Origin of the sequence: Paramicrobacterium fandaimingii, assembly GCF_011751745.2 — a bacterium.
In the GTDB taxonomy this organism is placed as follows: domain Bacteria; phylum Actinomycetota; class Actinomycetes; order Actinomycetales; family Microbacteriaceae; genus Paramicrobacterium; species Paramicrobacterium fandaimingii.
In genome coordinates this window covers 1,304,860-1,330,164 of the sequence record NZ_CP061170.1, presented here as the reverse complement: position 1 = coordinate 1,330,164, position 25,305 = coordinate 1,304,860, and the positions used below count along the sequence as shown (strand labels likewise).

Below are 25,305 nucleotides of genomic sequence, written 5' to 3'. Positions count from 1 at the left end.
CCAGGCCACAACCCTGGATGGACCCTTACCTCAATGACCGATTCTGCGCCCGCGATCCCCCGGCAGACACGAACACAGCTGTGGTGGGAGATCGGCATTGTCCTCGCGCTCTCTCTCGGAGCATCCGCCGTCTATTCTGTTCTCACGATTGTTCGCCGAGTGCTCGCCGAGACCGCACTTGCCGATCAGTCAGCCGGGCTCAACCCCTCGCAAAGTCCGCAGCCGTGGATCGATCTGACGTATCAGCTGCTCGGAATCGCTTTCGGTCTCGCTCCTGTCGCGCTCGTTCTCTATCTGCTCTGGGTCCCCCGAGAGTCGGCTTTCGCCCGCGTGGGACTTGATCGAACGAGGCCAGGTCAAGACATCGGGAGAGGGATGCTGCTGTTTGCAGCGATCGGCGTGCCAGGGATCGCCTTCTATGTCGTCGGACGCATGCTCGGGATCACCGTCGATGTCAGTACGTCGGGACTCGGCGACTACTGGTGGAGCATCCCCGTGCTGATTCTCTCGGCGTTGCGCGCCGCTCTGCTCGAAGAGGTCATCGTTGTCGGGTACCTGTTCACGCGGCTGCGCCAGTTTGGCTGGAATCGGTGGGTGATTATCATCTCGGCCGCCGTGCTGCGCGGCAGCTACCACCTGTACCAGGGGTTCGGCCCGTTCCTCGGAAACGTCGCGATGGGCCTGCTGTTCGGGTGGATGTACACACGCTTCGGACGCGTCGCTCCGCTGGTCGTGGCGCACCTGCTTCTCGATATCGTGTCGTTTCTCGGGTATCCTCTCGCGGTCGTGCTCATGCCCGGAATCTTCGGCACCGCCTAGTTTCGAAATCAGGCCTTCCCCTCGAACGGGGGGTCAGGTAGTGTGCCTGGAATGTTGTGCCGCCCGAGAGGGGCGCACATGATCAAGGAGGATCATGGTTCCAGCAACCGACCCGCCTCGCGATGCGCAGGCTTCGATCGATTACCCGGCCGTTCAGAACTCCGAACAATTCCGTGAACTGCGAAAAACGCATCGCAGCTTCGCATTTCCACTCGCTGTCGCATTTCTCGTCTGGTACTTCGCCTATGTGCTGCTCGCCGACTATGCGCACGACGTCATGTCGACCCCCGTTATCGGCAACATCAACCTGGGAGTCATTCTCGGGCTTGCTCAGTTCGTGACGACATTCGGCATCACCATGTGGTACGTGAGCTATGCCAATCGCAAGCTCGACCCACGTGCAACGTCCATCAGAGAAGATCTTGAAGAACGCGAACGTGCAGCTCAGGTGGAGGTCGATTCATGAACGAGATGATCATCGCGGCCGCCGAACACGAATCGATCGGCGAACCGCTCCTCAACATCGGCATCTTCGCCGCCTTCGTCGTCATCACGCTTATCGTCGTGCTGCGCGCAAGCCGCAATAACAAGACAGCGGCGGACTACTACGCGGGCGGCAGGTCTTTCTCCGGTGGCCAGAACGGAACAGCGATCGCGGGCGATTACCTGTCTGCTGCCTCGTTCCTCGGCATCTGCGGCGCTATCGCTGTGAATGGCTACGACGGATTCTTGTATTCAATCGGCTTTCTCGTCGCCTGGCTCGTCGCGCTGCTGCTCGTTGCGGAGCTGCTGCGCAATACCGGCAAGTTCACGATGGCCGACGTGCTGAGCTTCCGACTCAGGCAGCGTCCCGTGCGCATGGCCGCAGCGCTGTCGACACTTGCTGTGTGCCTGTTCTACCTGCTCGCACAGATGGCGGGGGCAGGCGGACTCGTCTCTCTACTTCTCGGCATCCATGAAGAAATCGGGCAGTCGATCGTGATCGCCGTTGTCGGCACCCTCATGATCCTGTACGTGCTCATCGGCGGTATGAAGGGAACAACCTGGGTGCAGATCATCAAGGGCGCGCTGCTGATCGCCGGAGCTGCCGTGATGACCGTGTGGGTTCTCGCCCTCAATGGGTTTAACCTCTCGGAGCTTCTCGGCAACGCGGCGGCCGTTGCGGGCCCCGAAATTCTCGAGCCGGGCATGAAGTACGGTGCAACAGACTCGTCGAAGCTCGACTTCATCTCGCTTGCGCTCGCTCTCGTGCTGGGCACGGCGGGACTCCCCCACGTGCTCATGCGCTTCTACACCGTTCCCACGGCAAAGGAAGCACGCCGGAGCGTCGTGTGGGCGATCTGGCTCATCGGGCTCTTCTACCTGTTCACGCTCGTTTTGGGTTACGGCGCCGTGGCGCTCGTCGGCGCTGACCGCATTCTTGCCGCCCCGGGTGGTGTGAATTCGGCTGCACCGATGCTGGCGTTCGAGCTGGGCGGCGCGTGGCTGCTCGGAATCATCGCCGCCGTCGCCTTCGCGACGATTCTCGCCGTTGTGGCCGGACTGACGATCACGGCTGCCACGTCATTCGCACACGACATCTACACAAACGTCATCAAACGCGGAAAGACGTCGCAGGGCAAAGAAGTCAAGGTTGCTCGGGTCACAGTTGTCGTGATCGGCCTTCTGGCGATCATCGGCGGCATCGGCGTGCAGGGCCAGAACATCGCGTTCCTCGTTGCGCTTGCATTTGCGATTGCCGCAAGCGCCAACCTGCCGACGATTCTCTACTCGCTGTTCTGGAAGCGATTCACGACGCGGGGCGCGCTGTGGAGTATGTACGGTGGCCTCGGTTCCGCGCTACTGCTCATTGTGCTCTCGCCGGTTTTCTCGGGAACGGAGACGTCGGTGTTCGCCGACGCGAACTTCGCGATCTTCCCGTTGCAGAACCCGGGAATCATCTCGATTCCGCTGGGCTTTGCGCTCGGCTGGCTCGGCACGATCACGACGACGAAGCCAGAAGACCCGCGGATCGCCGCAGAGATGGAGGTGCGCTCTCTGACCGGACACGGTTCGGAGAAGGCTGTCGAGCACTGACGCGCGTCACGAGCGAGTGCGGGTCTGAAACGATGTTTCGGACCCGCGCTCGCTGTCAGGTCAGGCGAACGCCTCGATGGGCGGGCACTCGCACATGAGGTTGCGGTCGCCGTATGCCTGGTCTATGCGGCGCACGGGCGGCCAGTACTTCGCGTGCACGAGCGCGCGCACGGGGTACACGGCCTGCTCCCGTGAATACGGATGCGTCCACTCCGACGTCGCAATCGACTCAGCCGTGTGCGGGGCGCCGACAAGCACGTTGTCGTCTGCCGGGTACTCGCCCGCTCCGACAGCATCCGCCTCGGCCTTGATTCCGATCATCGCATCGACGAATCGATCGAGCTCCGCAATGTCTTCGCTCTCCGTCGGCTCGACCATGAGCGTGCCCGGCACAGGGAACGACATTGTCGGCGCATGGAAGCCGTAGTCGATGAGCCGCTTTGCCACGTCATCGACTGAGATGCCCGTCTGCTTGGTGAGCGGCCGCAGGTCGAGAATGCACTCGTGGGCGACAAGCCCGTTGTCTCCGGTGTACAGAACGGGGAAGTGATCGCGCAACCGAGCGGCGATGTAGTTGGCGCTCAGCACGGCCGCACGTGTGGCGCGGGCGAGACCTTCAGCTCCCATCATGCGAATGTACGCCCACGTAATCGGCAGAATGCTCGGGCTGCCGAACGGCGCTGCCGAGACCGGGCCGCCATCGTGGGTGAGGCCCGAGTGAATGTTTGTCTGCGCCATCGGATGCCCGGGGAGGTACGGCGCCAAGTGCGACTTCGCCGCGACGGGGCCGACTCCGGGGCCCCCGCCTCCGTGCGGAATGCAGAACGTCTTGTGCAGGTTGAGGTGCGAGACGTCTCCCCCGAAGTCGCCAAAGCGCGCATAGCCGAGCAAGGCGTTGAGGTTGGCGCCATCGATGTACACCTGTCCGCCCGCATCGTGCACGGCCTCGGTGATGCGAACGACGTCGTGCTCGTACACGCCGTGCGTTGAGGGATACGTGATCATGAGGGCAGCGAGCTGGTCGGCATGCGCTTCGATCTTTGCGCGCAGGTCGGCAAGCTCGACGTTGCCGTTGTCGTCACAGGCGACGACAACCACCTTCATGCCAGCCAGAACGGCGGATGCCGCATTTGTGCCGTGTGCGCTCGAGGGAATGAGACACACGGTGCGCTGATCGTCGCCGTTCGCGCGGTGGTAGCCACGGATCGCGAGAAGGCCGGCAAGTTCTCCCTGGCTTCCCGCGTTGGGCTGCAACGACACGGTGTCGTACCCAGTAACGTCGGCGAGCCACGTCTCGAGCTGCGCGATGAGCTCGAGTGTTCCTGCCACGTCTGCTGCGGGCGCAAACGGGTGAAGCCCCGCGAACTCCGGCCACGTGACAGCATCCATCTCTGTCGCCGCGTTGAGCTTCATCGTGCAGCTGCCCAGCGGGATCATGCCGCGGTCAAGTGCGTAGTCTTTATCTGCGAGCCTCTTCAGATAGCGCATCATCGCCGTCTCGGAATGATGCGTGTTGAAGACCGGATGCGTCAGGTACTCGCTCGTTCGCGCGAGAGTCTCGGGGTACTGTCGCAATCCCAGCGGTGCATACGCCCGTGCTCCGCGGTCACCCCCGAGAGGCATGACCGCCCTCTGTTCTGGAACCGGAAGCGGGTCGCCGTGTTCTTCGGCGAATGCCTCAACGAGACGCGCGGTGACGTCGGAGTCCTGCGCGCTCGCCTCGTCGAAGCTGAAGCGCACCGTCTGCTCGTCGACTTTGTACAGCAGCAGCCCAGCCGCGGCAGCCCGCGCGAGAACGGCATCGGCGTCTGTGACGGCGACGGAGAGCGAATCGAAGTACTGCTTCGTCGTCACGCGAACGCCGTGCTCGAGCAGAACGCGCTGGGCCATCACCGTTTTCGCGTGCACGGACTGCGCGATCGAGCGTATGCCCTGCGGCCCGTGGTACACCGCGTACATCGCCGCCATTACGGCGAGAAGCACCTGCGCCGTGCAGATGTTCGACGTCGCCTTCTCACGGCGAATGTGCTGCTCGCGAGTCTGCAGGCTCAGTCGGTAGCCGGGTTGCCCCGTGGCATCTTTGCTCACGCCGACGAGGCGGCCAGGGAGTTGGCGCTCGAGGCCCTTGCGCACAGCCATGTAGCCGGCGTGCGGGCCGCCGAAGCCCATCGGAACACCAAAGCGCTGCGTCGTGCCGACGGCGACGTCTGCACCATGCTCGCCCGGCGAGGCGACGAGGGCGAGAGCGAGCAGGTCGGCCGCGACGACAGCGATGCCCTTCTGCTCGTGGCTCGCCTCGATGATGGATGCCGGGTTCCAGAGCTCTCCGGACGCCGCCGGGTATTGCACGAACACGCCGAAATGCTCGGGGAGCTCTGCTCCGCCACGAAGGTCGGCGATGACGAGCTCGATGCCGACGGCTGCGGCGCGGGCTTCGAGAAGCGCGAGCGTCTGCGGAAAGGCATCAGCATCGGCAACGAACACGTTCGACTTTGCCTTGGAGGCGCGCCGAGCGAGCAGCATCCCCTCGACGACCGCCGTTCCCTCATCGAGCATCGACGCATTCGCTGTGTCGAGCCCCGTGAGGTCGGAGACCATCGTCTGAAAGTTGATCAGAGCCTCGAGGCGTCCCTGTGAGATCTCCGGTTGGTACGGCGTGTAGGCGGTGTACCACGACGGATTCTCGAGCACGTTGCGGGTGATGACCGCCGGCGTGATCGTGTCGTAGTAGCCCTGCCCGATGAGGCTCGTGCGCACCGTGTTCTGGGCGGCGAGCGCCCGCAGTTCGGCGAGCGCTTCACGTTCGCTCGCGGCATCCGGAATCAGGCTCTCGAGACTCTCGTCAACGCGAATGCCCGGCGGAATCGCCGAGCTGACGAGATCGTCGATGCTCCGAAAGCCGAGCGTCGAGAGCATCTGCTGGCGTGCCGCGTCATCGATGCCAATGTGGCGGTCGGCGAATACGTCGCCCGGGTGCGGCGTCACTCGCTCACCAGCTTCGCGTAAGCGTCGGCGTCGAGCAGACCTGCGGGAAGCTCGGGCGACTCGATGGTCATCATCCATCCGTCGCCGTACGGGCTCGAGTTGACGAGCGACGGGTCATCGACGACGGCGTCATTGATCGCGGTGATCGTACCGGTGACGGGAGCGAAGAGCTCTCCGACCGACTTCGTCGACTCGATTTCGCCGACCACAGTTCCGGCTTCGACCTCGTCGCCCACATCGGGCAGCTCGACGAAGACCACATCGCCGAGCTTCTCTGCGGCATAGTCGGTGATGCCGACGGTGACAGATGAGCCGTCGATGTTGAGCCACTCGTGCTCGTCGGTATAAGACAGTGCGCTGGTCTCGGTCATGGCGTTTACTTCTTCCGTGAATAGAAGGGCAGGGTGGTCACTGTTGCAGCGATGCGCTTGCCGCGCACCTCGATGTCGAGTTCGGTGCCGGCCTCGGCGACGTCGGGAGCGACGAGAGCCATAGCGATGGGGTGTCCAAGGGTCGGTGACAGGATGCCGCTCGTCACTGTTCCGACCTCAGAATCACCGGACAGAACGGGGTAACCCGTGCGGCCTGCACGACGCCCATCCGAGACCAGGCCGACGAGAACGTGCGCGCCCTCATCAGGTTCGACGGCGTCCTTGCCGACGAATGTCTCTTTGGCCGCAACGACCACGCGACCGAGGCCCGCTTGCGCCGGCTTCAGCTCGCGCGACAGTTCGTGGCCGTAGAGGGGCATCCCCGCTTCGAGCCGAAGCGAGTCACGGGCAGCAAGCCCCGCGGGAACAAGTCCGAGCGCTTCTCCGGCGAGCGTGACGGCATTCCACAACGCCGCCGCTTCGCTCGTCTTCACGAGCAGCTCGAAGCCGTCTTCCCCGGTGTACCCGGTGCGAGCGAGAAGCAGCGACGACGTGCCGAAGCGGGCCGCGGCCCACGCGAAGTACTTCTGTTCCCTCCAAGGAACGGAGAGTTCGCGAATCTCACTCGTCCCGGCGAGGATCGACTCAGCATTCGGCCCTTGAACGGCGATGAGCGCGTAGTCGTCGCTGACGTCGGAGACGCTGGCATCAAAGCCGGTTGCCCGCTCTGCGAGTGAGGTGCTGACAGCATCACGGTTGCCCGCATTGGAAATGATCAGGTATTCGGCGTCCTGCAGTCGATAGACGATGACGTCGTCGACCACTCCTCCCGCCGCTGTGAGCAGAAGAGAATACTTCGCACGACCGACGGCGAGCGCCGAGAGTCGGCCCGCGAGCGCGTAGTCGAGATACTCCCCCGCCGAGGCCCCCGTGACGGTGAATTCGGCCATGTGAGATATGTCGAAGATTCCTGCGGCCTCACGCACGGCCTTGTGCTCGGCGAGATCGCTCGAGTAGCGAACGGGCATCTGCCAGCCGGCAAAATCGGTGAACGTGGCACCGAGCGACTCGTGCACAGTGTGAAGGGGGCTGTGACGCGCGGCATCCGCGTCGGTGTTTGTCTGGTCTTGATCAGGCACGAGTTCTCCAATGTCGCCGTGCGCACAGCGTGCGATGGTGTGGGAACTCCCCCTCTGTCATGAGCCTGAGAGCTTCGCCGCTGGGAAGCGACTTTCACCGTGGGCGGGAGCAGTCGCTCCGCTTTTCAGAGTGGCCAGAACGATGCGGTATGGAACCTGAGAGATTGGCGGGGAGGCTTGCTCCTTCGGTGCTCGAGGTGACGAGCTCTCCCGCATCGTGTGTGGGCCTGATATTCAGTTGCACTCACAGCTTATCCTGCCGCGTTCGAAAACTCGATGACGTCCGATGTACTGGTGGTTGTCCACAAATTGAATGCGTATTTATCTTCGAATCTTAGTTATCCACAGATTGCAATTCAGTCGAATACATGTCGGTGTTTGGTGGCAAAATTGGTGCATGGATGATTACAGAGAACCTCCGGATGAACCCGACGAGTGGGTGCCGTCGGAGGACCATGAGAGATCCCATCAGCCGCCACCGACACCGCCACCGACTCCGCCAGCGGACTCTCCGAAGTCTCGCGAAGGCGACGTTGGCGACGATGCTGTCGTGGGTGCGCTTCGTGCCCGTCTCGACGGTGTTGTTGATGATTCGCAGCTGATTGCGGCGGCGGAGGCGTCCCGGCTGCGTGGCACGTATGCGATGCTGCAGGATGCCCTTGAGCACCCGGGGGTGTTCATTCCGAATGCCGCCGGGCTCACGCGTGCCGACCTGACGGGTGAGTCGCAGGGGTGGGTGCGTTCCTCCCTCGCTCAGGAGGTCGGTGCCGCTCTCGGTATCACGAAGAGCCAGGCTGCCGGACTCATCAACGATGCTGAAGCGCTCTGCGAGACGCTCCCGGAAACACTCGACGCATTAGATGCCGGCGAGGTCACTCGGCAGCATGCTGATGCGATGATTCGCCAATCAATCGGATTGAACGCGGACGAGGTCGCAGCGTTTGAGGCGAAAGCGTTGCCGAAAGCCATCCAGCAGTCACCGACGCAGTTCTCCCGCGCTGTGGTGAAGATTCGCGAGGCCCTGTTTCCCGAGAGCATCAGTCAGCGGCGCACCGACGCGGTCACGAAGCGTCGTGTGGAGTGTTACGGCACCCAGGACGGCATGGGGGTACTCAGTGTGAGTGCTCCGATCGAGGTGGTGCAGAGCTTACGCAATGCTGCCCGTCTGACAGCGCGGGCGTTGAAGGCTGCCGGGGATGACCGCACGGTGGCGCAGATCGAGACCGACGCCATCATCGATGCACTCATGATCGGGTTCACCACCGAACCCGGTGACAAGCCCGGTGTCGGCGCATCCGGTGTCGGCGCTGACCGGCTCGGCAGCATCCGACCCACCGTGTATGTCACCGTCCCCGTCATGACTCTCCTTGGACACTCCGACGAGCCCGCGCATTTGGACGGATACGGGCCCACCCCCGACATGGCACGCGAGTTGGCGGCGCAGGCACCGAGTTTCACCCGGCTGCTGACACACCGAGACCGGGGCTGTGCTCTCCATCGGCCGGCACAGCTACGCTGTCCCGGCAGATCTGAAACGGGCCGTGCAGTTACGAGATGAAACCTGCATCGGCATCGGCTGCGACAGATCAGCCACCACCTGTGACCTCGACCACCGGAAAGAATGGCAGCGCGGCGGCGAAACCAGCCTCAGCAATCTCCAAGCAGCATGCGAACAACACCACATGATCCGACACCACACCCAATGGGACGTTACCGTCACCGACGACAATCACATCGAATGGGTCTCACCCCTCGGGAAGACCTACCGGGTGCCCCGCACCTCCAACGTGCAATTCGCTCAGGCAAACGCGGCGAACAACGACGAGCGAATGGAGCTTCCCGACGCACCACCATTCTGACGCGGCGGTCTCGGCGAAAGCCGGAGCTCACCGGCAGCGTGCGAAAACTCGATGACGCGCTGCACCAATTGTTACGCCGCGTCGGCACAGCGCATTTCACGTTCTGGTCAGAATGACACTAAGATGGAGAACCAGTAAAGGTCACACTGACTTTAACAGGAGGTGACAGTGGCGGCATCCATCACCCTCGCGGTGTCGACGGTCATCTTCGCCCTGCGCCCACACCCCGACACAGGACATCTGGCACTCTGGCTCCCCCTCGTTCGGCGCATCCGATCCCCTCACAAGGGGCACTGGGCCCTGCCAGGCGGACCCCTTCGCGCTGACGAAGATCTTGCAGCATCCGCTGGCAGAAACCTGCGCGACACGACTGCGCTCACTCCGCGCTACCTCGAGCAGCTTTTCGCCTTCGGCCGCCCTGATCGCTCTGCCGACCGGGCCGCACCGCAGAACCGCACAGTATCGATCGTGTATTGGGCTCTCGTTCATGCCGACGTCGCAAGCGCTGGCGTTGAAAGCGACAACGTTCATTGGTTTCTGGCCGAAGACGTGCCGACTCTCGCGTTCGACCACAACCAGATCATCGAGTACGCGTTGTGGCGCCTGCGCAACAAAATGGAGTACAGCCGCATCGCCGCCGCCTTTCTCGGCGATACCTTCACGCTCTCGGAGCTGCGGGAGGTTCACGAGGTAGTGCTTGAGCGCACCCTCGATCCGGCGAACTTTCGACGCCAGATCGAGACCGCGCGTGACGTCATCTCCACAGACGAATTTCGCATGGGCGGTCGCCACAGACCGGCCCGTCTCTACCGACACAACCATTCGATCGAGCTCGCCGACAACGGACCACTCACCGGGCGCTGATCTGCCCTCTTTCTCAAAGGACAACGCTATGACCACAACGGCATCCGTCGACCTCACAATTCGCGACATCACAGCGACCTCTGCTGACGCCGTCTGCACGACTGACCTCCTGACCGCGCCGTGGGACGTCGACGTCTCCCCCGGCTACGGCCCCGGCGCATCAATGGACGACGAGATTCCCGCCGAGACACCACGCCAGGGCGAGCTGCCCGCCGAGTACCGCGAGGCCTCGGATGACGAGCTTGACCGACGCATCCGCGCGGCACAGCAGACGCTCGGTGACCGCGTCGTCGTGCTCGGTCACTTTTACCAACGCGATGAGGTCGTGCAGTACGCGGACGACGTCGGCGACTCGTTCCAGCTGGCGAACGCGGCAAAGGCGAGAACGGATGCCGAGGCCATCGTGTTCTGCGGCGTGCACTTCATGGCCGAAACCGCGGATCTGCTTTCCGGAGCAGACCAGCGCGTTATTCTGCCGAACCTCGCTGCCGGATGTTCCATGGCAGACATGGCCAACATCGACCAGGTTGAGGAATGCTGGGAGCAGCTGGCCGAGGTCTATGGCACCGAGCCGGACGCCACGGGACGCGTCCCCGTGATTCCGGTCACGTATATGAATTCGTCGGCCGCGATCAAGGGCTTCTGCGGCCGCAATGGCGGAATCGTCTGCACCTCGTCGAACGCCGAGACCGTTCTCGAGTGGGCATTCGAGCGCGGGCAGCGCGTGCTGTTCTTCCCCGATCAGCACCTCGGCCGCAACACGGCAAAGCACATGGGAGTCTCTCTCGAGCAGATGCCGCTGTGGAACCCGGCACGGCCCCTCGGGGGTAATGCCGAGGCTGAGCTGCAGGATGCCCGTGTGATTCTCTGGCAGGGTTTCTGCTCCGTTCACAAGCGCTTCACCACGGCGCAGATCGAGAAGGCACGGCACGATGACCCGAATGTGCGTGTCATCGTGCACCCGGAGTGCCCCATGGAGGTCGTCGACGCTGCCGATGAGTACGGCTCGACCGACTACATCACCAAGGCAATTGCCGGTGCGACGACTCCGACGACATTCGCCATCGGCACCGAGATCAACCTCGTGCAGCGGCTTGCAGCGCAATACCCGCAGCACACCATCTACTGCCTCGACCCGATCGTCTGCCCCTGCTCGACGATGTACCGCATTCACCCCGGCTACCTGGCGTGGGTGCTCGAGCGACTCATCGATGGCGTCGTCGAGAACCGCATTGCCGTCTCGCCCGATGTCGCCGAGCCAGCACGCGTCGCCCTAGAGCGAATGCTGGCCGCGAAGCCGAAGGTCTGACGATGTCTCGCGTGATCATCGTGGGATCCGGCATCGCCGGGCTCACGGCAGCCCTGCGCTCCGCCGATGAGCACGACGTCACGATCATCACGAAAGATGCTCTCGGTGACGGAAACACGGCGCGCGCTCAGGGCGGCATCGCCGGAGTGCTCTTCGACGACGATTCGATCGAGTCCCACATCGCCGACACGCTCGCGGTCGGAGCAGGGCTCTGCGACGAGGATGCCGTTCGCGTGCTCTGCACCGAGGGGCCGCAGCGCATTCGAGATCTCTCAGCCGCAGGTGTTGACTTCGACAGCGAAGCGGGCAGCTACGCGAAGGGGCGCGAAGCCGCTCACTCGTACCCGAGGGTCGTGCACGCCGGAGGCGATGCTACAGGTCGGGCGATCGCCCGAACGCTCGCTCAGCGTGTGCGGGAGCGCCGCATTCTCGTTCTCGAGAACACGGTTCTCATCGATCTCGTGACCGAGCTCGATTCAGTGATCGGCGTTGACGTGCTCACGCCTCACGGGCCGATCAGGATGCTCGCCGACACGACGATCATCGCCACGGGAGGTTCGGGGCAGCTGTACGCACGCACGACGAACCCCGCGGCAGCCACGGGCGACGGTGTCGCCGCCGCACTTCGGGCCGGGGCAGACATTGCCGACGCCGAGTTCTATCAGTTTCATCCGACGGCGCTTGTCGACAGCGGATTCCTCGTCTCCGAGGCGGTCCGCGGCGCCGGCGCCGTGCTGCTCGACGACAACGGCCGTCGTTTCATGCTCGACATCGATCCCCGCGGCGAATTGGCGCCGCGCAATGTTGTCGCGCTCGCGCTCGCCCGAACCATGTCGGCGCAGAACGGCCGGCCCGTCATGCTGGATGCCACGGGGGTTCCGAGGCTTCGAGAACGGTTTCCCACGATCACGGCCGCCGTCATGCACACGGGTGTCGACTGGACGCACGAGCCCGTCGCCGTCACGCCAGCGGCGCACTATTGGATGGGCGGAATCGCCACAGACCAGATCGGCCGCACGAGCATAGACGGACTCGTGGCGATCGGCGAAGCTGCCCGCACGGGAGTGCACGGCGGCAATCGCCTTGCGTCGAACTCTCTGCTCGAGGGCGCAGTGTTCGCCCAGCGGGCCGCCGCCGCTCTTTCGCGGGGCTCCGACCTCGGGCATCCGTCTGACTCCCCCATCGACACTCACCTGACGGCGCCCACTGTCGACCGAGGCGAGCTTCAACGGCTCGCATGGTCAGCGCTCGGCGTCGAACGCAGCGAACAACAGCTGACGTCGGCCATCGAGCACTTCGACGAGTGGGACTCAGCATCAGCTCCGACGCCGGCGAGCCGCACGGCAATCGAAAACCGCAACCTGCTGCTGATCGCCCGCGTCATTGCCCGCCAGGCCCTGGCACGCCGCGAAAGCCGCGGTGCTCATACACGGATCGACTACCCGAGAGCCGATCCAACGCAAGCGCACTCTGCGCGTGCCACCGCTCCCGCTGCGGAGGCACTCGTATGCTGACCGATTCCCACATCGACCGGGTTGTGCAGCTCGCGCTGGACGAAGATGCACCGTGGGGCGACATCACGAGCGAGACGTTCATTCCCGCCGATGCCGTTGCGACGGCCATCTTGAGTGCCCGCGAACCGGGGGTGCTCGCGGGGTCGACCGTCTTCGACGCTGCCTTCCGACTGACGGATGCCGCCACACGCGTCGACCTGCACGTGGCGGATGGCGAGCGGTTCGACGCCGGCGCGACGCTCGCAACGGTGTCGGGGCCCGCGCGCGCACTTCTGCGTGCCGAACGCATCGGTCTCAACTTCTGCCAGCGACTCTCAGGCATCGCCACGGCAACTCGCGCCTTCGTCGATGCCGTCGAGGGCACCGGAGTGCGCATCGCCGACACCCGAAAGACGACACCAGGGCTGCGCGCGCTCGAGCGGCACGCTGTGCAGTGCGGTGGCGGGCGCAATCATCGCTTCAGCCTGTCTGATGCGGTGATGGCGAAAGACAATCATCTCGCCGTTCTCACGGCCCGCGGAATGTCGGTCACCGACGCGATCTCCACGGCACGCTCGCGCCTGGGCCACACGACGTCGATCGAGGTGGAGGTTGATCGACTCGACCAGATCGAGCCGGTGATCGCCGGCGGCGTCGACATCATCATGCTCGACAACTTCACGTTGGACGAGCTGCGCACCGGCGTTGATCTCGTCGCCGGTCGAGCCGTCGTCGAAGCAAGCGGAAACGTCACACTCGAGACCGTGCGCAGCATTGCCGAGACGGGCGTCGACGTCATCTCTTCTGGCGCGCTCACGCACAGCGTCCGCTCGCTCGATCTCGGGCTCGACGTGACGCTCGAAGGAGTCTGACGTGTATCTCGACACCGCAGCCACCGCTCCCGTTCGCCGCGAAGCGCTCGAAGCTGCATGGCCCTTTCTCACGGGAGAGTTCGGCAACCCATCGAGCCATCATCAGGTCGGCGAACGGGCAGCGGCAGCCCTCGACGATGCGCGCGCCCGCGTCGCCCGCGTGCTGGGCATGCGCTCGGGAGACATCTCGTTCACCAGCGGCGGAACCGAGGCAGACAACCTCGCCGTGATCGGCGTGAGCCTTGCGTCGTCGCGGGGCCGTCATCTCGTCACGTCTCCCACTGAGCACGAGGCGGTCTTGGAGTCGGCCGATTACCTCAGGCGCCGTCACGGATTCGACGTGACCTACGTCGACGTCTCGCCCGACGGAACGGTGACGCCCGAGGCGTTGAGAGCGGCGCTGCGCGAGAACACGGCTCTCGTGAGCCTCTCGTACGCAAACAACGAGATCGGCACCATCGCCGATGTGCCCGCCCTCGCGGCCATCGCACGCGGGCACGGCGTGCCGTTTCACACCGATGCCGTACAGGCCGCAGGCTGGCTGCCGCTCGCCGGTTTGGGCGCCGACGCGGTAACGCTCGCCGGCCACAAGGTCGGCGCTCCCAAGGGCATCGGCGTCGCCGCCATCCGTGGACGTGTGCCCGTCGAGCCGATCATTCACGGAGGCGGGCAAGAGCGTGGCCGCCGCTCGGGCACCGAGAACGTCGCGTTTGCCGTCGCCCTTGCCACTGCCCTCGAGCTCGCCGAATCAGAGCGAGAGGATGCCGCGTCAGGCGCCCGCGCCGTGCGGGACGCCTTCATCTCCCGCGTTCTCACGGACGCCCCCGGCGCATTTCTCACGGGGAGCGCGTCGTCGCGTCTGCCCAACCACGCGTCGTTCTGCTTCAGCGACACCAGCGGCGAGGCTGTGCTGCTTGAGCTGGAGCGCCGTGGCATCACGGCCTCCTCGGGATCCGCGTGCGCCGCGGGAAGCGATGAGGCATCGCACGTGCTCACCGCCATCGGCATCGACGCCGCCATCGCGCAGACCAGCGTTCGCTTTACCTTTCCTGCAGGCGCGTCGCCGCAGCACGCCGAGTCTGCGGCAACCGCTGTCGCGGCATCCGTTCGCTCCCTTGCACGGTCGTTCACGTGAGCTCGGTGCGTGTTCACCGCGACTCGCTGTGAAGCCGTTGTCGCTTCTCGCGGGCCGGAGTACCGTAAGAAATATGAGCACGGCAGAAGAGCCGGTTCGCCGGCACGAAACAGCGGAGCAGAGCACAGACCTGCACGAACCGCAGGTCTCGAGTTCGGAGTTGGCCTCTTTTCGGTCATGGCTTCCGGTGGCAACGCCAACCGAGGGTCAACCGTATAAGACGATGAAGGAGCTCAAGGAGCATCCGCCAAGCGATCAGCCTCACGTCGTGCACCCGCGTGGAATCGACTCACACGGTTCGCTTTTCTGACGGCGACGAGGGCGCGAAGAGCCTCCGCAACGCTGCCAGCTGCGCGTCGACGAGCGCTGTCAGCTGGTCGGCGGGAATCGTGTCGAGGTTATTCACGCTCCACTCGTCAAACGTGCGCAGCATCGTGAAGGCGAGTTCGCCCTGCAGAGAGATCGGCAGATCGTCGCGGACTGCTCCACACTCACGCCCAACGCGCACAACCTCGCGAATCCACTCGCCTGCCGCGTCGAGAATACGACCCGCCTCGTTCGGTTCGTCCGGAGCCTGCGTGTCATAGAGCATCTGCGCCAAATCAGCGTAGACGTCGTCGCTCGTGAGCACCTGCGTGAGTCGCACAATCACATCGACGATGCGCTGCCAGTACGCGTCGCCCCCAAACGTCGCGGGGGCTGGTAGCGCGAGTTCCGCTGTGAGCTGCTGTGCAACGTCGATCACCACGAGATCGTAGAGCGCGAGCTTTGAATCGAGGATGTTGTAGAACGAGCTCTTGCTCAGACCGCACTCGCGAATGATCGCATTGAGTGACGCCCGCTGGTACCCGGAGGCGGCGAATTCCCGCGCTGCCGTGCGTACAAGAGCTGTTCGTCGTTCGCCAATCATCGCCACATCGCAACTCTACTCGCTCTGGACCGAGTGGTCCAGAGCGAGTAGAGTTGGACTGAGCAGTCCAAAAGGAGCATCAATGTTTACAGAGGCAGCACTTTCCGACCAGTTGCAGGCAAACGCGCATGACCCGCTGCGCATCCTCGTCGTCGGCGCGGGCATCGGCGGCACGACAGCAGCGCAGCTGCTCCGCGCCCGCGGGCTCCACCCCGTGCTCATCGATCGCGTCACCTCGTTCGATGACGCCGGCTACATGTTGGCACTCATGCCGATGGTGGATGCCGCGATCGACGCTCTCGATGTGCGCGACGCGTATGTGAGCGCCAGCACGCCGATGGATCGCTATCGTCTGCTCAATCACCGCGGCGCGCAGATTCGCGAAGACTCCGTCAGTGAGCTGCTGCGCGACTACGGAGATTATCGAGGCATCAGCCGCGGAGCACTTCTCGACGTGCTCACACAGACGGGGGCGCCCGTGACCCTCGCAACGACGGTGCGCTCGCTCAATGACGGGGAGGCTTCGGCGCACGTGCGATTCGACACGTCGGATGGGGCCGCTGAGGCGACGTTCGACGCGGTCATCATCGCCGACGGCATTCACTCACACACCCGGCGCTTCACGCCAGGCGGTGTGAAACCAAACGAGACGCTCACGGGCTGGGGCGGGTGGGTCGTCTGGACCGACCCCGATGACGATACCGACCTCGGAGAAGAGCTGTGGGGCAACGGGTTCTTCGTCGGAAGCTATCCGGTCGCAGGCGCAATCGGCGCGTTCATCGGAGGGCCGCGTGACGATACGGCTGTCGGGCCGCAGGCGTTCGTCGACAGCATCCGGGCACGCCTCAGCTCGCGCACGTCACGACTCGACAACATACTCGATGCGGTGAAGACGGCAGACGAGCCGTTCTACTGGGTGCTCGACGACGTGCGTACGAAGCGCTGGTCAAGTGGACGCACCGTGCTGCTCGGCGATGCCGCGGCCGGGTTTCTGCCGACAGCGGGAATCGGAGCGGGAATGGCCATGGAGTCCGCCTGGGTGCTGTGCGGCACGCTCGCTGACGCGACGAGCGGCGACGTTGCTGCGGCGCTCACGGCGTACGAAGCCGCACAGCGTCCCCGCGTCGAGACAGCACAGGCAAACTCGCGACAGCTCGCCAGGCTCATGTTTCGCCGAAGCACACTGCTTGCGCACGCGAGGAACAGTGCAATGCGCATGATGACGATCAAGGCCGCGCTCGGCCCCACCGAGAAGCTCCTGCAGAAGCCCGCACGCGTTCCCGAGGTGACAGCCGCCGCAGACTGATGCGCTACCATCAAGTCATGCGCATCGAATCGACAATGCAGTGGTGGACCGCCTGAGAGGCGGTTCTCTCGACGTTTCGACGCAAAACGACCGCCCCTCGAGGCGGTCGTTTTGCATGTGCAGACGGCGGTCAGCGAGGGACCAGACCAGAAAGTGAACAATGCAACCGTGCTCGCGACTCTTTCCCCGAATCCTCGCCGATGATCAGCCGTTCGCCCTGCTCCGCCGCGAAGACGAGCCGACGATCGACATTCTCGTCGGAACCGTCGTCGACGTCGATTCCCTCTCAGACATCCCGCTGACGGGCGACGAGGTGCTCACGCTTGTTCCGTTCCGGCAGGTGGCCGAGCGTGGGTATGCCGCACACGACGACGGCTCCCCGCTGCGGTGCCTCGTCGTCACCGATCGTGAGACGCTCGACGTGCAGCAGGCGCTCGAGGCTCTGCCGCAGCATCCCTCCGATGTGTCAGATGTCGCCGTCGACATCGACGACGATCTATACGCCCACACCGTGCGCACGGTCATCGATGACGAGATCGGCCGAGGCGAGGGCGCCAACTTCGTCATCCGCCGCGACATCACCGCGCGCTTCTCAGACAAGCCGGTCACTGCGCTTCTCAGCTGGCTTCGAGAGCTGCTCGTCAGCGAGCATGGCGCGTATTGGACCTTCGCGGTGCGCACGCCGGGAATCTCGCTCGTCGGGGCGACGCCCGAGCGCCACGTGAGCGTGACAGATGGCGTTGTCGGCATGAATCCGATCAGCGGAACCTACCGACACCCGGCGAGCGGACCGACGACCGAAGGCATGCTGGAGTTTCTCGCTGATGTGAAAGAGAGCGAAGAGCTCGTCATGGTTGTGGACGAGGAGCTCAAGATGATGAGTGCTGTGTGCGCAGAAGGCGGGCGCATGAGGGGGCCCTTCCTGAAGCGCATGTCTCGCCTGACCCACACCGAGTACTTGTTGGAGGGCTCGACTCCGCTTGACGTGCGCGATGTGCTGCGTCTGACGATGTTCGCCCCAACGGTGACCGGCTCCCCCATGCAGAACGCCTGCCGTGTCATCACCCGCCACGAGTCGAGCGGCCGACGCTACTACTCCGGCGTGCTCGCGCGATTCATGCCGACCGCCGACGGCTACGATCTCGACGCGCCCATTCTCATCAGGGCAGCGCACCTCGACGATGACGGCACGGTGACGGTGTCGGCCGGTGCGACACTCGTGCGCCATTCGACGCCAGAGAACGAAGTGGCCGAGACCCGCGTGAAGGCATCGGGGGTCCTCAGCGCACTCGGTGTCATCCCTCGAGGCGCCACGGCGCAGCCACTTCACGACGACCCTCGCTTCGACGAGCTGCTCGCCGCGCGCAATCACGACCTTGCAGCGTTCTGGCGTCAGCCGCAGCGCCCGCAGGCCGAGCGCGGGCTGTCTGCTCTGGTCATCGACACGGGCGATGACTTCACCCGGATGCTTGTGCACCAACTCACACATCTCGGCTTCGCCGCCCGCGTCGTCGATTGGGAACACGCACATCCCACACCAGACGACGACCTCGTGGTCTTTGGCCCTGGCCCAGGCGACCCGCGCTCAACAGAGCAGCGCATCGGCCGCCTTCGCCGGTTGATCAGCGATCGCGTCGCGTCAGGGCTGCCCATGATCGCCGTGTGCCTCAGCCATCAGATCCTGTCGCTCATGGTCGGGCTGAGGATTGAGCCCCTGCCTGCTCCACGCCAGGGCGTGCAGCGCACCGTTGACATCTTCGGCAGCCGCGCGCGGATCGGCTTCTACAACACTTTCGCGGCCGTCGCCGGTGGCCGAAGCCACACACCACGGCTCTCCCTCGAGATCGCGCATGATCCCGAAACGGGATCGGTGCAGGCCCTTCGCGGAGCACGCATCGCGTCGGTGCAGGGCCATCTTGAATCTGTGCTGTCACCCGATGGCCTCGACGTGCTTGATCGACTCGTTTCTGCAGTAATGGTTCCCCATGCGGCCCCAATCCAGACACAATAGAGGGGTGTCACTATTCTCCCGTCTTCGGCGCCGCAGGCGCACCCGTGACGTGGGACGATACATTCCGCCGAAGTCGACGGTGCTCGCGCCGATCGAGCGAGTCGTCGACGAGGGCGTGATGATTGCGCTGTCGTCTGTGCGCATGGCTGTGAAGAACACACTGATCGTCAATGCGATTCGCAATGACGAGCGGTTTGACGTCGAGAAACTCACCGATTCCGCTCGGCGACATGTTCTCTCCCTCGCGGCGGAGAACGACCAGACGGCGTCGCGACTGGAGAGAGCTCGAGGATTTCGCAAACCGGGCCCAGACGACGATGAAGCACACCGCAGAAGGCCCCAGGTTCACCGGATGCTGGCGGAGCAGCTGCGCGAGCGAGCAGACGATGACGCTGAGATGGCTGGCATCATCGAACGTGCGCGCACGGACGCGTGGGAAGACATCGGCCGCGAAGTGCGCAAGCGTGTGGGCCCACCCGGATTCATTCCCGACCAAGACGATGTCTACGACCGCATGCGCAAGAGTCGCATGAAACGCCTCGTCGACGTTGACCTCGCCTCGCTCGCGCGCGAGAAGAAGCGCGCGGCGAAGGACAAGGAGAAGGAGAAGGAGACGAGCTGACCGCCGTCTCTTGTCCACAGCCACGCGCTTCGTTGCGTTATCCACAGTCGTCCGATGCCGGCGCATCCCCGCACCGGTGACGCGCCACACTGGGGCTGTGCAGACGAGAGGAGCGAGACGATGACGACTATGTCATTCCCACAGCAGCAGGTTTCACGACACCAGGGTTCACGACACGGAGAGCCTTGGAACGACGACGACTACGAGGCGCTGATCTCAGAAGTGCGCGAGGGGAGTGACGATCAGCGCATCGCCGCGGCGATCGGCCGGGCGCGCGGTACGATCCTGACCCGCGTGCGAAAGCTTCTTCCCGTCGACATGCGCGGGTGCCCTGCCGACCGCGTGCTCCCTGCGGCGCGCGTGGAGTTCGCTCGTGACGATTACGACTGGCGTGTCACGATACTTCAGTCCCCTCCCCCTGCCCCCATCGTGACGCCGCCCGCTATCGTTCGCCACGGCATCGCCGGGCTGAGCGCAGACGACCTCGGAACGATCGCGTTCTCGCTCGCGCTGACGGGCGGCACCCAGTGCGCAGAGCTGCTCGCGCGAGTCTGCGCTGAACTCCCCACAGCGCCTGGCTCCCGCCGCATCGCTGAAGATCTTGCAATCCAGTGGCTCCGCCGTTCAGGCGCGCTTCTCCACGGAGACGAGCATGCCGTGCACGCGGCCAACGAATGGTTGGCGTCAGCAGACGGATGGTCGCGGGAGTATGCGCGCCGGTACAGTTGGGAACCCGATACGGCATGGGATCCGGAACCGTGGGATGCGCCGTTACCGGGGTGGGCAGGCGAACCCGCATAAACGCAGCGCCGACAGCTACGCGAGTGGGGCTTTCAATCCGATGAGATTGCCATCGGGATCTGCAATGACGGCATACCGGCAGCCGAAGAAGGTGTCATTCGGCGACTGTCGCGCCGTCGCGCCGGCTTCGACGAGTGACGAGAACGTCGCATCAACGGCTTCCGAATCGTCGCAATCGACATCGATCACGGAGCTACCTCCGCGGGCGCCGCGATAGCCGCTGTCCCATGCCTGAGCAAACTCAGGAAGGTGAAATGCGACGATGAGATCGTCACCGGAGAAGCGGGCGGCGCGGTCACCCATCGCCAGCAGATCCCAGCCGAGGTGTTGGTAGAACTCCCGAGTGCGCGCGAGGTCCGACACGATGAGATTGACCTGGACGACGCTGTGTGGCATGCGATCTATGCTTGTCGCCCAGAGCCGTTCCGTCAAGCTGAAACGAGCGGCAATCGGAGATTGCTGAGGCTACTCGATGAGGGCGATGAGATTCTGCGGATAGATGGTCTCGGTGCTCGATCGAAGTTCTGTGAGGCTCCACCACCGCGCCTTCCCCAGAGCATGGCGCTCACGGTCGGTCCAGCCGTCGGTCGTGATGGAGAATGCGGCAACGGTTGCTGTGAAGAACAGCTCATGCTGCACGTAGTCGGTCCCCGCGAAGGAAAACGAGAGAGTGTGCTCAAAAACCGGGCCCTCCACAGAGTCGAGGTCGAGTCCCGTCTCCTCGCGCACTTCGCGCTTGGCCGCGTGTTCGTGAGATTCGCCTCGTTCCAGTCCTCCGCCCGGTGTGAACCACCACGCCGGCGACCGTGGTTTCTCGGGGTCGCTTCCGTGCAGAAGCAGCACCCGCCGGCTCTCGTCGAGCAGGATGACGCGCGCCGCCTCGCGTCGAGTCACCGAGGCACGGGCCCGGGGTATGCCGTGGGAACGAGGAAGCGCAGCTTTGTTTCGTCGTCTCGCACAGCCCGCGGTCGTCGCTCGTCAGGGCGCCCGCCCATGCGCTCGGTGACGCCGCGCGAGGCCACGTTGTCTTCGTCGCACGTCACGAGCGCGCGCTCGACGCCGCGAGCCGCCAGTGAGTCAAGGCCGCTGCGCAGAAGCGCTGACGCGACTCCCCGTCGACGGAATCGCGGCACGACGCCGTACCCGATGTGGCCGCCGACATCCGCAAGATAGTCGTTTAGCTCGTATCGCACAGAGACACGGCCGGCGATGCGGTTCTCGACAACTCCGACGAGAAATGCTGCGGGAACGCGCCCGGGTGCCAGCTGCTCTCCGCGTTCGATCATCGCCAAGCGCTCCACGAAATTGCCCCAGCTTTCGCCCTCGACGTGCTCAAGCAGAAAGTTGAATCCATCAGCGACAAGCGCGTGGTGAGCGGCGAGCGCCTCGGTTTCGTCTCCACGGGCAAGATGACGAATCGTCACGTCGGAAGCGGCTAACATGCCATCATCTTTTCACGCTCCGTCGACCGGGTGCAGCAGCAGCTCGGTGCGCTCGGCAAGATATCTGCCAAGCGGCAGAGCCTGATCGTCGGTGACGTGCGAAGACCATCGCACCCGCACGTGGCCGTTACGGAGAAAGACGGGGCCCTCGGCGCCCGTCAGTGACTCGACTGACACATCGATTGGCCTCGCGTTGATATTGATCGTCGAGCCCTCGGGGAACCTGCCGCGCATCGCGGCGCCTCGATACTCGCGTCGCACCTCCATCGACTGCGCCTGGTATTGCGGCCAGCCCGGATCAACGGCTCGCGTCGTCTCTCCGGCGGCAAAGAGACCGGCCTCGCCATCGATGAGCAGAACGCCGAGCCGCCACACACGCCCGGTCTCGACGAGCTGCGAATCACGGCGAAAGACGAGGGCGATCCGTCGCGCCGGAACAAACTCGGCAAGCGGCTCCGCCACGACATGGGTGTCAGTGAGCTGCTGAACGATGACTGCCAGCTGGGCGCGCACTGCGGCGACGGCGGCGTCAGCATCCGATACGCTCATGTGCTCCAGAATATCGCCGCTAATTCGACACAATCTCCAGAGACGTCAAGAACGAATCGATACGACTCAACGCAAGCTCAGCGGCATCCGCGTCATAGTCGTCGTGGCCGCGCTCGAGAAAGAGATGGCCGCTGCCCGGGTAGAGAAACAGACTCACCTTCTCGTGCGCGGCGTCCAATGCTTTTGCCGCATCGGCGTCATCGACGAAGAAGGGGTCGTCTTCCATCGCGTGGATGTGGACGGGAACCCTGTCTGGCCAATCGCCGAAGACCTCGGGAGCGACACAGCCGTACATGAAGATGCCGCCAGCTGCTCCCTCTCTGTTCTGCACGAGGTACTGCGCGAGTGCGGCGCCCAGCGAAAATCCGAGGTACACAACGTCAGCGGGCAGGCTCTGCACTTCGGCAACGGCTTTGCTCAGGAGCTCTTCGTCGTCGATGGATTCGACGAACGTCTTTCCCTCGTCGACGCTCTCGAACGTGTGCCCGTCGAAGAGGTCGGGCATATGCACCTGGTGCCCGGCGGCGCGCAGCCGCTCGGCAATCTGCTCGAGGGCGACTGTGCGCCCGAGCACATGGTGAAACATCACGATTTCTGTCATGGTCACGTCCAATTCACGTCGTCGCGGCTGCCTGGATTGACGAATCACCTTCACGCTAGAGCACTCGGTTGACGGTGTCGAGGGATGGCGTCAGTCCCTCCCCGGGGCACAGCTGGCATCGCTCGCCGACGTGAGCCGCCAGGCGTTGATCCCTCCAGCCAGTGAACTGAGCGTGATGCTCGCGGGCGCCGCGTCTGCGAGCCGGTCGCGGGCGCGCGCTGACCGCACCCCGCTTGTGCAGTACAGAACAATATGTCGCGCGTCGCCGCGAATCGCCGCGATCGCCTTCCATCCCTCTGCCTGAACGCGATCGAGAGGAATGTGAATGGAATCGGGAATGGCATCGAGCTCCCGTTCCCAGCCCTCGCGCACGTCGACGACGAGAAGCGCTTCAGCAGCATCTGATGCCGCGTCGCGAAACGCGTCGAACGAGGCGACATCGAGTTCGTGCGCGTTCGTGCGCCCCGCGGCATCCGCTTGCGCGTTCACGGCCGCGCAGGCAATCGTCACCTCATCGAGATTCGTCACGGCTGGTCTGCTCTCGTCGACGGAGAAACGCAACGTTGAGTACTCGGCTTCGCCCGCGTCGTAGCGCAGCAGACGGCCGAGAAGCGGCGTGCCGATGCCGCAGATGAGCTTGATGGCTTCGGTGGCCATGGCAGAGCCGATCGTGCCGCACAAGACCCCGAGCACCCCTCCATCAGCGCAGTCCGGCACCGAATCCGCGTCGGGAATGTCGGGAAACAGGTCGCGCAGCATCGGCCCTCTGCCGGGCCAGAACACGCTCACCTGCCCGACGAAGCGAAAGATCGTTCCCCAGACGAGCGGGGTCCCGGTCAGCTCGGCCGCGTCGTTCGAGAGATAACGCGTGGCGAAATTGTCTGCCCCGTCAATGACGATGTCGTGCCGTGTGAAGAGCTCGCGGGCGTTATCCGGCGTCAGGCGCTCGTTCAGCGCAGTGACGGTGATGCGCGGGTCGAGTCGCCGCACCGCGTCACGCGCCGAGTCCACCTTCGGCCGCCCGATGTCTGCGTCACGATGCAGCACCTGTCGTTGCAGATTTGACGCTTCGACGACATCGTCATCGATCACGGTGAGCTGTGCGATTCCCGCCGCCGCGAGGTAGTGCAGAATCGGGGCTCCGAGGCCGCCCGCGCCGACGACGAGCGCTGACGCGTTGCGCAGCCGACGCTGCCCGAGTTCACCGAAATCGGGAAGGCTGAGGTGCCTCGCGTAGCGGTCGATCTCATGGGGTGCCAGTGCGGGCCCCGGCTCGACGAGCGCGGGCGCCGCGGGTCGGGTTCCGAGCGCGGCGTGCACAGTCACAGGCCCGCTTCCGAGGGACGATGGGTCACCATACCGTCGAACGACGACGACGCGCGAGCGAGCGAGCGCTTCGGAATGCGGCCGGCGAATCGCGCCGTGCGTCCGGCATCAACGGCAAGGCGCATTGCCCGCGCCATGGCGCCCGCGTCGTGTGCACGCGTGACGGCGCTGGCCAGCAGCACGGCGTCGCATCCCAGCTCCATGGCGAGTGCAGCATCCGATGCCGTACCGATTCCGGCATCGAGAACGATGGGAACGCTTGCGCGATCGACGATCGTCTCGATGTTGTGCGGGTTGAGAATGCCGAGACCGCTGCCGATAGGCGATCCCGCCGGCATCACCACGGCGACGCCCGCGTCTTCGAGCCGTTTGGCGAGCGCCGGGTCATCGTTTGTGTAGGCGAAGACGGTGAAGTCCTCGAGAACAAGCTGCTCCGCCGCCGAAAACAGTTCGACGGGGTCGGGAAGCAGCGTATCTTCGTCGGCGATCACTTCAAGCTTGATCCACGACGTTCCCAGTGCCTCACGGGCAAGCTGTGCGGTGAGAATGGCATCTCGGGCCGTGTAACAGCCTGCCGTATTGGGCAGAACGCGAATGCCACGTCGCTCGAGCAGCGCAAACACCGAGTCTCGCGATTCCGCGTCGAAGCGACGAATCGCCACGGTGGTCAGTTGCGTCTCCGATGCGACGAGCGCCTCTTCGAGCGTCGTGAGCGATGTCGCTCCGCCCGTTCCCATAATGAGGCGCGAGGTGAGCGCCTCCTCGCCGATCTGCAGCGGATCGGCCGCTGCCGTGTGCGTTGTCGTTGTGGTCAT

The 25,305-nt window shown here is 64.3% G+C and carries 26 protein-coding genes, 1 pseudogene and 2 riboswitches; of the genes and pseudogenes, 16 read left to right on the top strand and 11 right to left on the bottom strand.

Translation table 11 applies throughout. The features are described 5' to 3' along the window. Positions 1–33: 33 nt before the first annotated feature. The 3 genes from HCR84_RS06465 to HCR84_RS06455 all read left to right on the top strand — a co-directional run bounded on the left by HCR84_RS06465 (position 34) and on the right by HCR84_RS06455 (position 2,895). The gene (locus HCR84_RS06465) at positions 34–819 is read left to right on the top strand and encodes a CPBP family intramembrane glutamic endopeptidase (protein ID WP_166983306.1); all 786 of its coding nucleotides are present in this window, start codon (positions 34–36) and stop codon (positions 817–819) included. 94 nt (positions 820–913) lie between these two features. After that, a complete protein-coding gene (locus HCR84_RS06460; RefSeq protein WP_166983305.1) occupies positions 914–1,285 on the top strand; it encodes a DUF485 domain-containing protein in 372 nt (123 codons plus the stop codon). Beyond that, positions 1,282–2,895, top strand: a complete 1,614-nt coding sequence (locus HCR84_RS06455) for a monocarboxylic acid transporter (RefSeq protein WP_166983304.1) — start codon at positions 1,282–1,284, stop codon at positions 2,893–2,895. Before HCR84_RS06460 ends, HCR84_RS06455 begins: the two co-directional genes overlap by 4 nt. A gap of 60 nt (positions 2,896–2,955) precedes the next feature. Here the strand turns inward: HCR84_RS06455 and gcvP are convergent, their stop codons facing one another. From gcvP to gcvT, 3 genes are all read right to left on the bottom strand, one after another. Then, a complete protein-coding gene (gene gcvP / locus HCR84_RS06450) occupies positions 2,956–5,811 on the bottom strand; it encodes an aminomethyl-transferring glycine dehydrogenase (protein ID WP_244972602.1) in 2,856 nt (951 codons plus the stop codon). 65 nt (positions 5,812–5,876) lie between these two features. After that, the gene (gene gcvH / locus HCR84_RS06445; RefSeq protein WP_166983302.1) at positions 5,877–6,251 is read right to left on the bottom strand and encodes a glycine cleavage system protein GcvH; all 375 of its coding nucleotides are present in this window, start codon (positions 6,249–6,251) and stop codon (positions 5,877–5,879) included. Between the two features lie 5 nt (positions 6,252–6,256). After that, positions 6,257–7,390, bottom strand: a complete 1,134-nt coding sequence (gcvT, locus tag HCR84_RS06440; RefSeq protein ID WP_166983301.1) for a glycine cleavage system aminomethyltransferase GcvT — start codon at positions 7,388–7,390, stop codon at positions 6,257–6,259. 47 nt (positions 7,391–7,437) lie between these two features. Next, positions 7,438–7,524, bottom strand: a riboswitch (glycine riboswitch). Position 7,525: 1 nt separating this feature from the next. After that, positions 7,526–7,613, bottom strand: a riboswitch (glycine riboswitch). Between the two features lie 174 nt (positions 7,614–7,787). On the opposite strand from gcvT, the gene HCR84_RS06435 reads away from it, so the two are divergent. The 9 genes and pseudogenes from HCR84_RS06435 (at position 7,788) to HCR84_RS06400 (ending at position 15,232) form a co-directional block, all read left to right on the top strand. Then, positions 7,788–8,948, top strand: coding sequence for a DUF222 domain-containing protein (locus HCR84_RS06435; protein ID WP_195706697.1), 1,161 nt, complete (start codon positions 7,788–7,790; stop codon positions 8,946–8,948). After that, positions 8,878–9,030: pseudogene (locus HCR84_RS17805) on the top strand (HNH endonuclease signature motif containing protein); the annotation flags it as partial. The gene HCR84_RS06435 and the pseudogene HCR84_RS17805, both read left to right, overlap by 71 nt. 42 nt (positions 9,031–9,072) lie before the next feature. Further along, on the top strand, positions 9,073–9,249 hold the full coding sequence (locus HCR84_RS17615) for a hypothetical protein (protein WP_244972579.1): 177 nt from the start codon (positions 9,073–9,075) through the stop codon (positions 9,247–9,249). Between the two features lie 168 nt (positions 9,250–9,417). After that, entirely contained in the window at positions 9,418–10,113 is a 696-nt protein-coding gene (locus HCR84_RS06425; protein ID WP_166984175.1) for an NUDIX hydrolase, read from the top strand. Positions 10,114–10,141: 28 nt separating this feature from the next. Continuing rightward, positions 10,142–11,422 (top strand): quinolinate synthase NadA, encoded by a 1,281-nt coding sequence (gene nadA, locus HCR84_RS06420; protein WP_166984176.1) that lies wholly within the window; start codon positions 10,142–10,144, stop codon positions 11,420–11,422. Between the two features lie 2 nt (positions 11,423–11,424). Further along, a complete protein-coding gene (nadB, locus tag HCR84_RS06415; RefSeq protein ID WP_166984177.1) occupies positions 11,425–12,936 on the top strand; it encodes an L-aspartate oxidase in 1,512 nt (503 codons plus the stop codon). Then, on the top strand, positions 12,930–13,787 hold the full coding sequence (nadC, locus tag HCR84_RS06410) for a carboxylating nicotinate-nucleotide diphosphorylase (protein ID WP_166984178.1): 858 nt from the start codon (positions 12,930–12,932) through the stop codon (positions 13,785–13,787). The genes nadB and nadC overlap by 7 nt, the downstream gene beginning before the upstream one ends. Before the next feature lies 1 nt (position 13,788). Next, complete coding sequence (locus HCR84_RS06405) at positions 13,789–14,922, top strand: cysteine desulfurase family protein (protein ID WP_166984179.1); 1,134 nt, start codon at positions 13,789–13,791, stop codon at positions 14,920–14,922. Positions 14,923–14,995: 73 nt separating this feature from the next. Beyond that, positions 14,996–15,232, top strand: a complete 237-nt coding sequence (locus HCR84_RS06400) for a hypothetical protein (RefSeq protein WP_166984180.1) — start codon at positions 14,996–14,998, stop codon at positions 15,230–15,232. Here the strand turns inward: HCR84_RS06400 and HCR84_RS06395 are convergent. Then, positions 15,212–15,832, bottom strand: coding sequence for a TetR/AcrR family transcriptional regulator (locus HCR84_RS06395; RefSeq protein WP_244972601.1), 621 nt, complete (start codon positions 15,830–15,832; stop codon positions 15,212–15,214). The two genes, HCR84_RS06400 and HCR84_RS06395, sit on opposite strands and share 21 nt — an antisense overlap. Positions 15,833–15,914: 82 nt before the next feature. On the opposite strand from HCR84_RS06395, the gene HCR84_RS06390 reads away from it, so the two are divergent. The 4 genes from HCR84_RS06390 to HCR84_RS06375 all read left to right on the top strand — a co-directional run bounded on the left by HCR84_RS06390 (position 15,915) and on the right by HCR84_RS06375 (position 20,572). Then, positions 15,915–17,138, top strand: coding sequence for an FAD-dependent oxidoreductase (locus tag HCR84_RS06390; protein WP_166984182.1), 1,224 nt, complete (start codon positions 15,915–15,917; stop codon positions 17,136–17,138). 160 nt (positions 17,139–17,298) lie between these two features. Next, positions 17,299–19,149 carry an anthranilate synthase family protein gene (locus tag HCR84_RS06385; protein WP_166984183.1) on the top strand — a complete coding sequence of 617 codons (1,851 nt, stop codon included), beginning with the start codon at positions 17,299–17,301 and terminating at the stop codon, positions 19,147–19,149. 49 nt (positions 19,150–19,198) lie between these two features. Continuing rightward, positions 19,199–19,771 carry a hypothetical protein gene (locus tag HCR84_RS06380; protein ID WP_166984184.1) on the top strand — a complete coding sequence of 191 codons (573 nt, stop codon included), beginning with the start codon at positions 19,199–19,201 and terminating at the stop codon, positions 19,769–19,771. Between the two features lie 120 nt (positions 19,772–19,891). Then, positions 19,892–20,572 (top strand): hypothetical protein, encoded by a 681-nt coding sequence (locus HCR84_RS06375; protein ID WP_166984185.1) that lies wholly within the window; start codon positions 19,892–19,894, stop codon positions 20,570–20,572. A gap of 15 nt (positions 20,573–20,587) precedes the next feature. On the opposite strand, the gene HCR84_RS06370 is transcribed toward HCR84_RS06375, so the two are convergent. The 7 genes from HCR84_RS06370 to HCR84_RS06340 form a co-directional block, all read right to left on the bottom strand. Then, positions 20,588–20,968, bottom strand: a complete 381-nt coding sequence (locus tag HCR84_RS06370) for a VOC family protein (RefSeq protein ID WP_166984186.1) — start codon at positions 20,966–20,968, stop codon at positions 20,588–20,590. Between the two features lie 69 nt (positions 20,969–21,037). Continuing rightward, positions 21,038–21,466: an NUDIX hydrolase gene (locus HCR84_RS06365; RefSeq protein WP_166984187.1), complete on the bottom strand. Its 429-nt coding sequence runs from the start codon at positions 21,464–21,466 to the stop codon at positions 21,038–21,040. Further along, the gene (locus HCR84_RS06360) at positions 21,463–22,014 is read right to left on the bottom strand and encodes a GNAT family N-acetyltransferase (protein ID WP_166984188.1); all 552 of its coding nucleotides are present in this window, start codon (positions 22,012–22,014) and stop codon (positions 21,463–21,465) included. The genes HCR84_RS06365 and HCR84_RS06360 overlap by 4 nt, the downstream gene beginning before the upstream one ends. A 12-nt stretch (positions 22,015–22,026) precedes the next feature. After that, on the bottom strand, positions 22,027–22,563 hold the full coding sequence (locus tag HCR84_RS06355) for a hypothetical protein (RefSeq protein WP_166984189.1): 537 nt from the start codon (positions 22,561–22,563) through the stop codon (positions 22,027–22,029). A gap of 19 nt (positions 22,564–22,582) precedes the next feature. Then, positions 22,583–23,164 carry a dienelactone hydrolase family protein gene (locus HCR84_RS06350; protein ID WP_166984347.1) on the bottom strand — a complete coding sequence of 194 codons (582 nt, stop codon included), beginning with the start codon at positions 23,162–23,164 and terminating at the stop codon, positions 22,583–22,585. Positions 23,165–23,254: 90 nt separating this feature from the next. Next, on the bottom strand, positions 23,255–24,490 hold the full coding sequence (locus tag HCR84_RS06345) for a ThiF family adenylyltransferase (protein WP_244972578.1): 1,236 nt from the start codon (positions 24,488–24,490) through the stop codon (positions 23,255–23,257). Continuing rightward, positions 24,487–25,305, bottom strand: coding sequence for a thiazole synthase (locus HCR84_RS06340; protein ID WP_166984190.1), 819 nt, complete (start codon positions 25,303–25,305; stop codon positions 24,487–24,489). The genes HCR84_RS06345 and HCR84_RS06340 overlap by 4 nt, the downstream gene beginning before the upstream one ends.

Bases quoted from the DNA above. Each gene is read 5' to 3' on its own strand.
- HCR84_RS06355 (WP_166984189.1), bottom strand. From the start codon at position 22,563: ATGAGCGTATCGGATGCTGACGCCGCCGTCGCCGCAGTGCGCGCCCAG.
- HCR84_RS06400 (WP_166984180.1), top strand. From the start codon at position 14,996: ATGAGCACGGCAGAAGAGCCGGTTCGCCGGCACGAAACAGCGGAGCAG.
- HCR84_RS06375 (WP_166984185.1), top strand. From the start codon at position 19,892: ATGACGACTATGTCATTCCCACAGCAGCAGGTTTCACGACACCAGGGT.
- HCR84_RS06460 (WP_166983305.1), top strand. From the start codon at position 914: ATGGTTCCAGCAACCGACCCGCCTCGCGATGCGCAGGCTTCGATCGAT.
- HCR84_RS06360 (WP_166984188.1), bottom strand. From the start codon at position 22,014: ATGTTAGCCGCTTCCGACGTGACGATTCGTCATCTTGCCCGTGGAGAC.
- HCR84_RS06435 (WP_195706697.1), top strand. From the start codon at position 7,788: ATGGATGATTACAGAGAACCTCCGGATGAACCCGACGAGTGGGTGCCG.
- nadC (WP_166984178.1), top strand. From the start codon at position 12,930: ATGCTGACCGATTCCCACATCGACCGGGTTGTGCAGCTCGCGCTGGAC.
- HCR84_RS17615 (WP_244972579.1), top strand. From the start codon at position 9,073: ATGATCCGACACCACACCCAATGGGACGTTACCGTCACCGACGACAAT.
- HCR84_RS06465 (WP_166983306.1), top strand. From the start codon at position 34: ATGACCGATTCTGCGCCCGCGATCCCCCGGCAGACACGAACACAGCTG.
- HCR84_RS06350 (WP_166984347.1), bottom strand. From the start codon at position 23,164: ATGACAGAAATCGTGATGTTTCACCATGTGCTCGGGCGCACAGTCGCC.
- nadA (WP_166984176.1), top strand. From the start codon at position 10,142: ATGACCACAACGGCATCCGTCGACCTCACAATTCGCGACATCACAGCG.
- nadB (WP_166984177.1), top strand. From the start codon at position 11,425: ATGTCTCGCGTGATCATCGTGGGATCCGGCATCGCCGGGCTCACGGCA.
- HCR84_RS06370 (WP_166984186.1), bottom strand. From the start codon at position 20,968: ATGCCACACAGCGTCGTCCAGGTCAATCTCATCGTGTCGGACCTCGCG.
- HCR84_RS06340 (WP_166984190.1), bottom strand. From the start codon at position 25,305: ATGACCACAACGACAACGCACACGGCAGCGGCCGATCCGCTGCAGATC.
- HCR84_RS06385 (WP_166984183.1), top strand. From the start codon at position 17,299: ATGCAACCGTGCTCGCGACTCTTTCCCCGAATCCTCGCCGATGATCAG.
- HCR84_RS06395 (WP_244972601.1), bottom strand. From the start codon at position 15,832: ATGATTGGCGAACGACGAACAGCTCTTGTACGCACGGCAGCGCGGGAA.
- gcvP (WP_244972602.1), bottom strand. From the start codon at position 5,811: ATGCTCTCGACGCTCGGCTTTCGGAGCATCGACGATCTCGTCAGCTCG.
- HCR84_RS06390 (WP_166984182.1), top strand. From the start codon at position 15,915: ATGTTTACAGAGGCAGCACTTTCCGACCAGTTGCAGGCAAACGCGCAT.
- gcvH (WP_166983302.1), bottom strand. From the start codon at position 6,251: ATGACCGAGACCAGCGCACTGTCTTATACCGACGAGCACGAGTGGCTC.
- HCR84_RS06455 (WP_166983304.1), top strand. From the start codon at position 1,282: ATGAACGAGATGATCATCGCGGCCGCCGAACACGAATCGATCGGCGAA.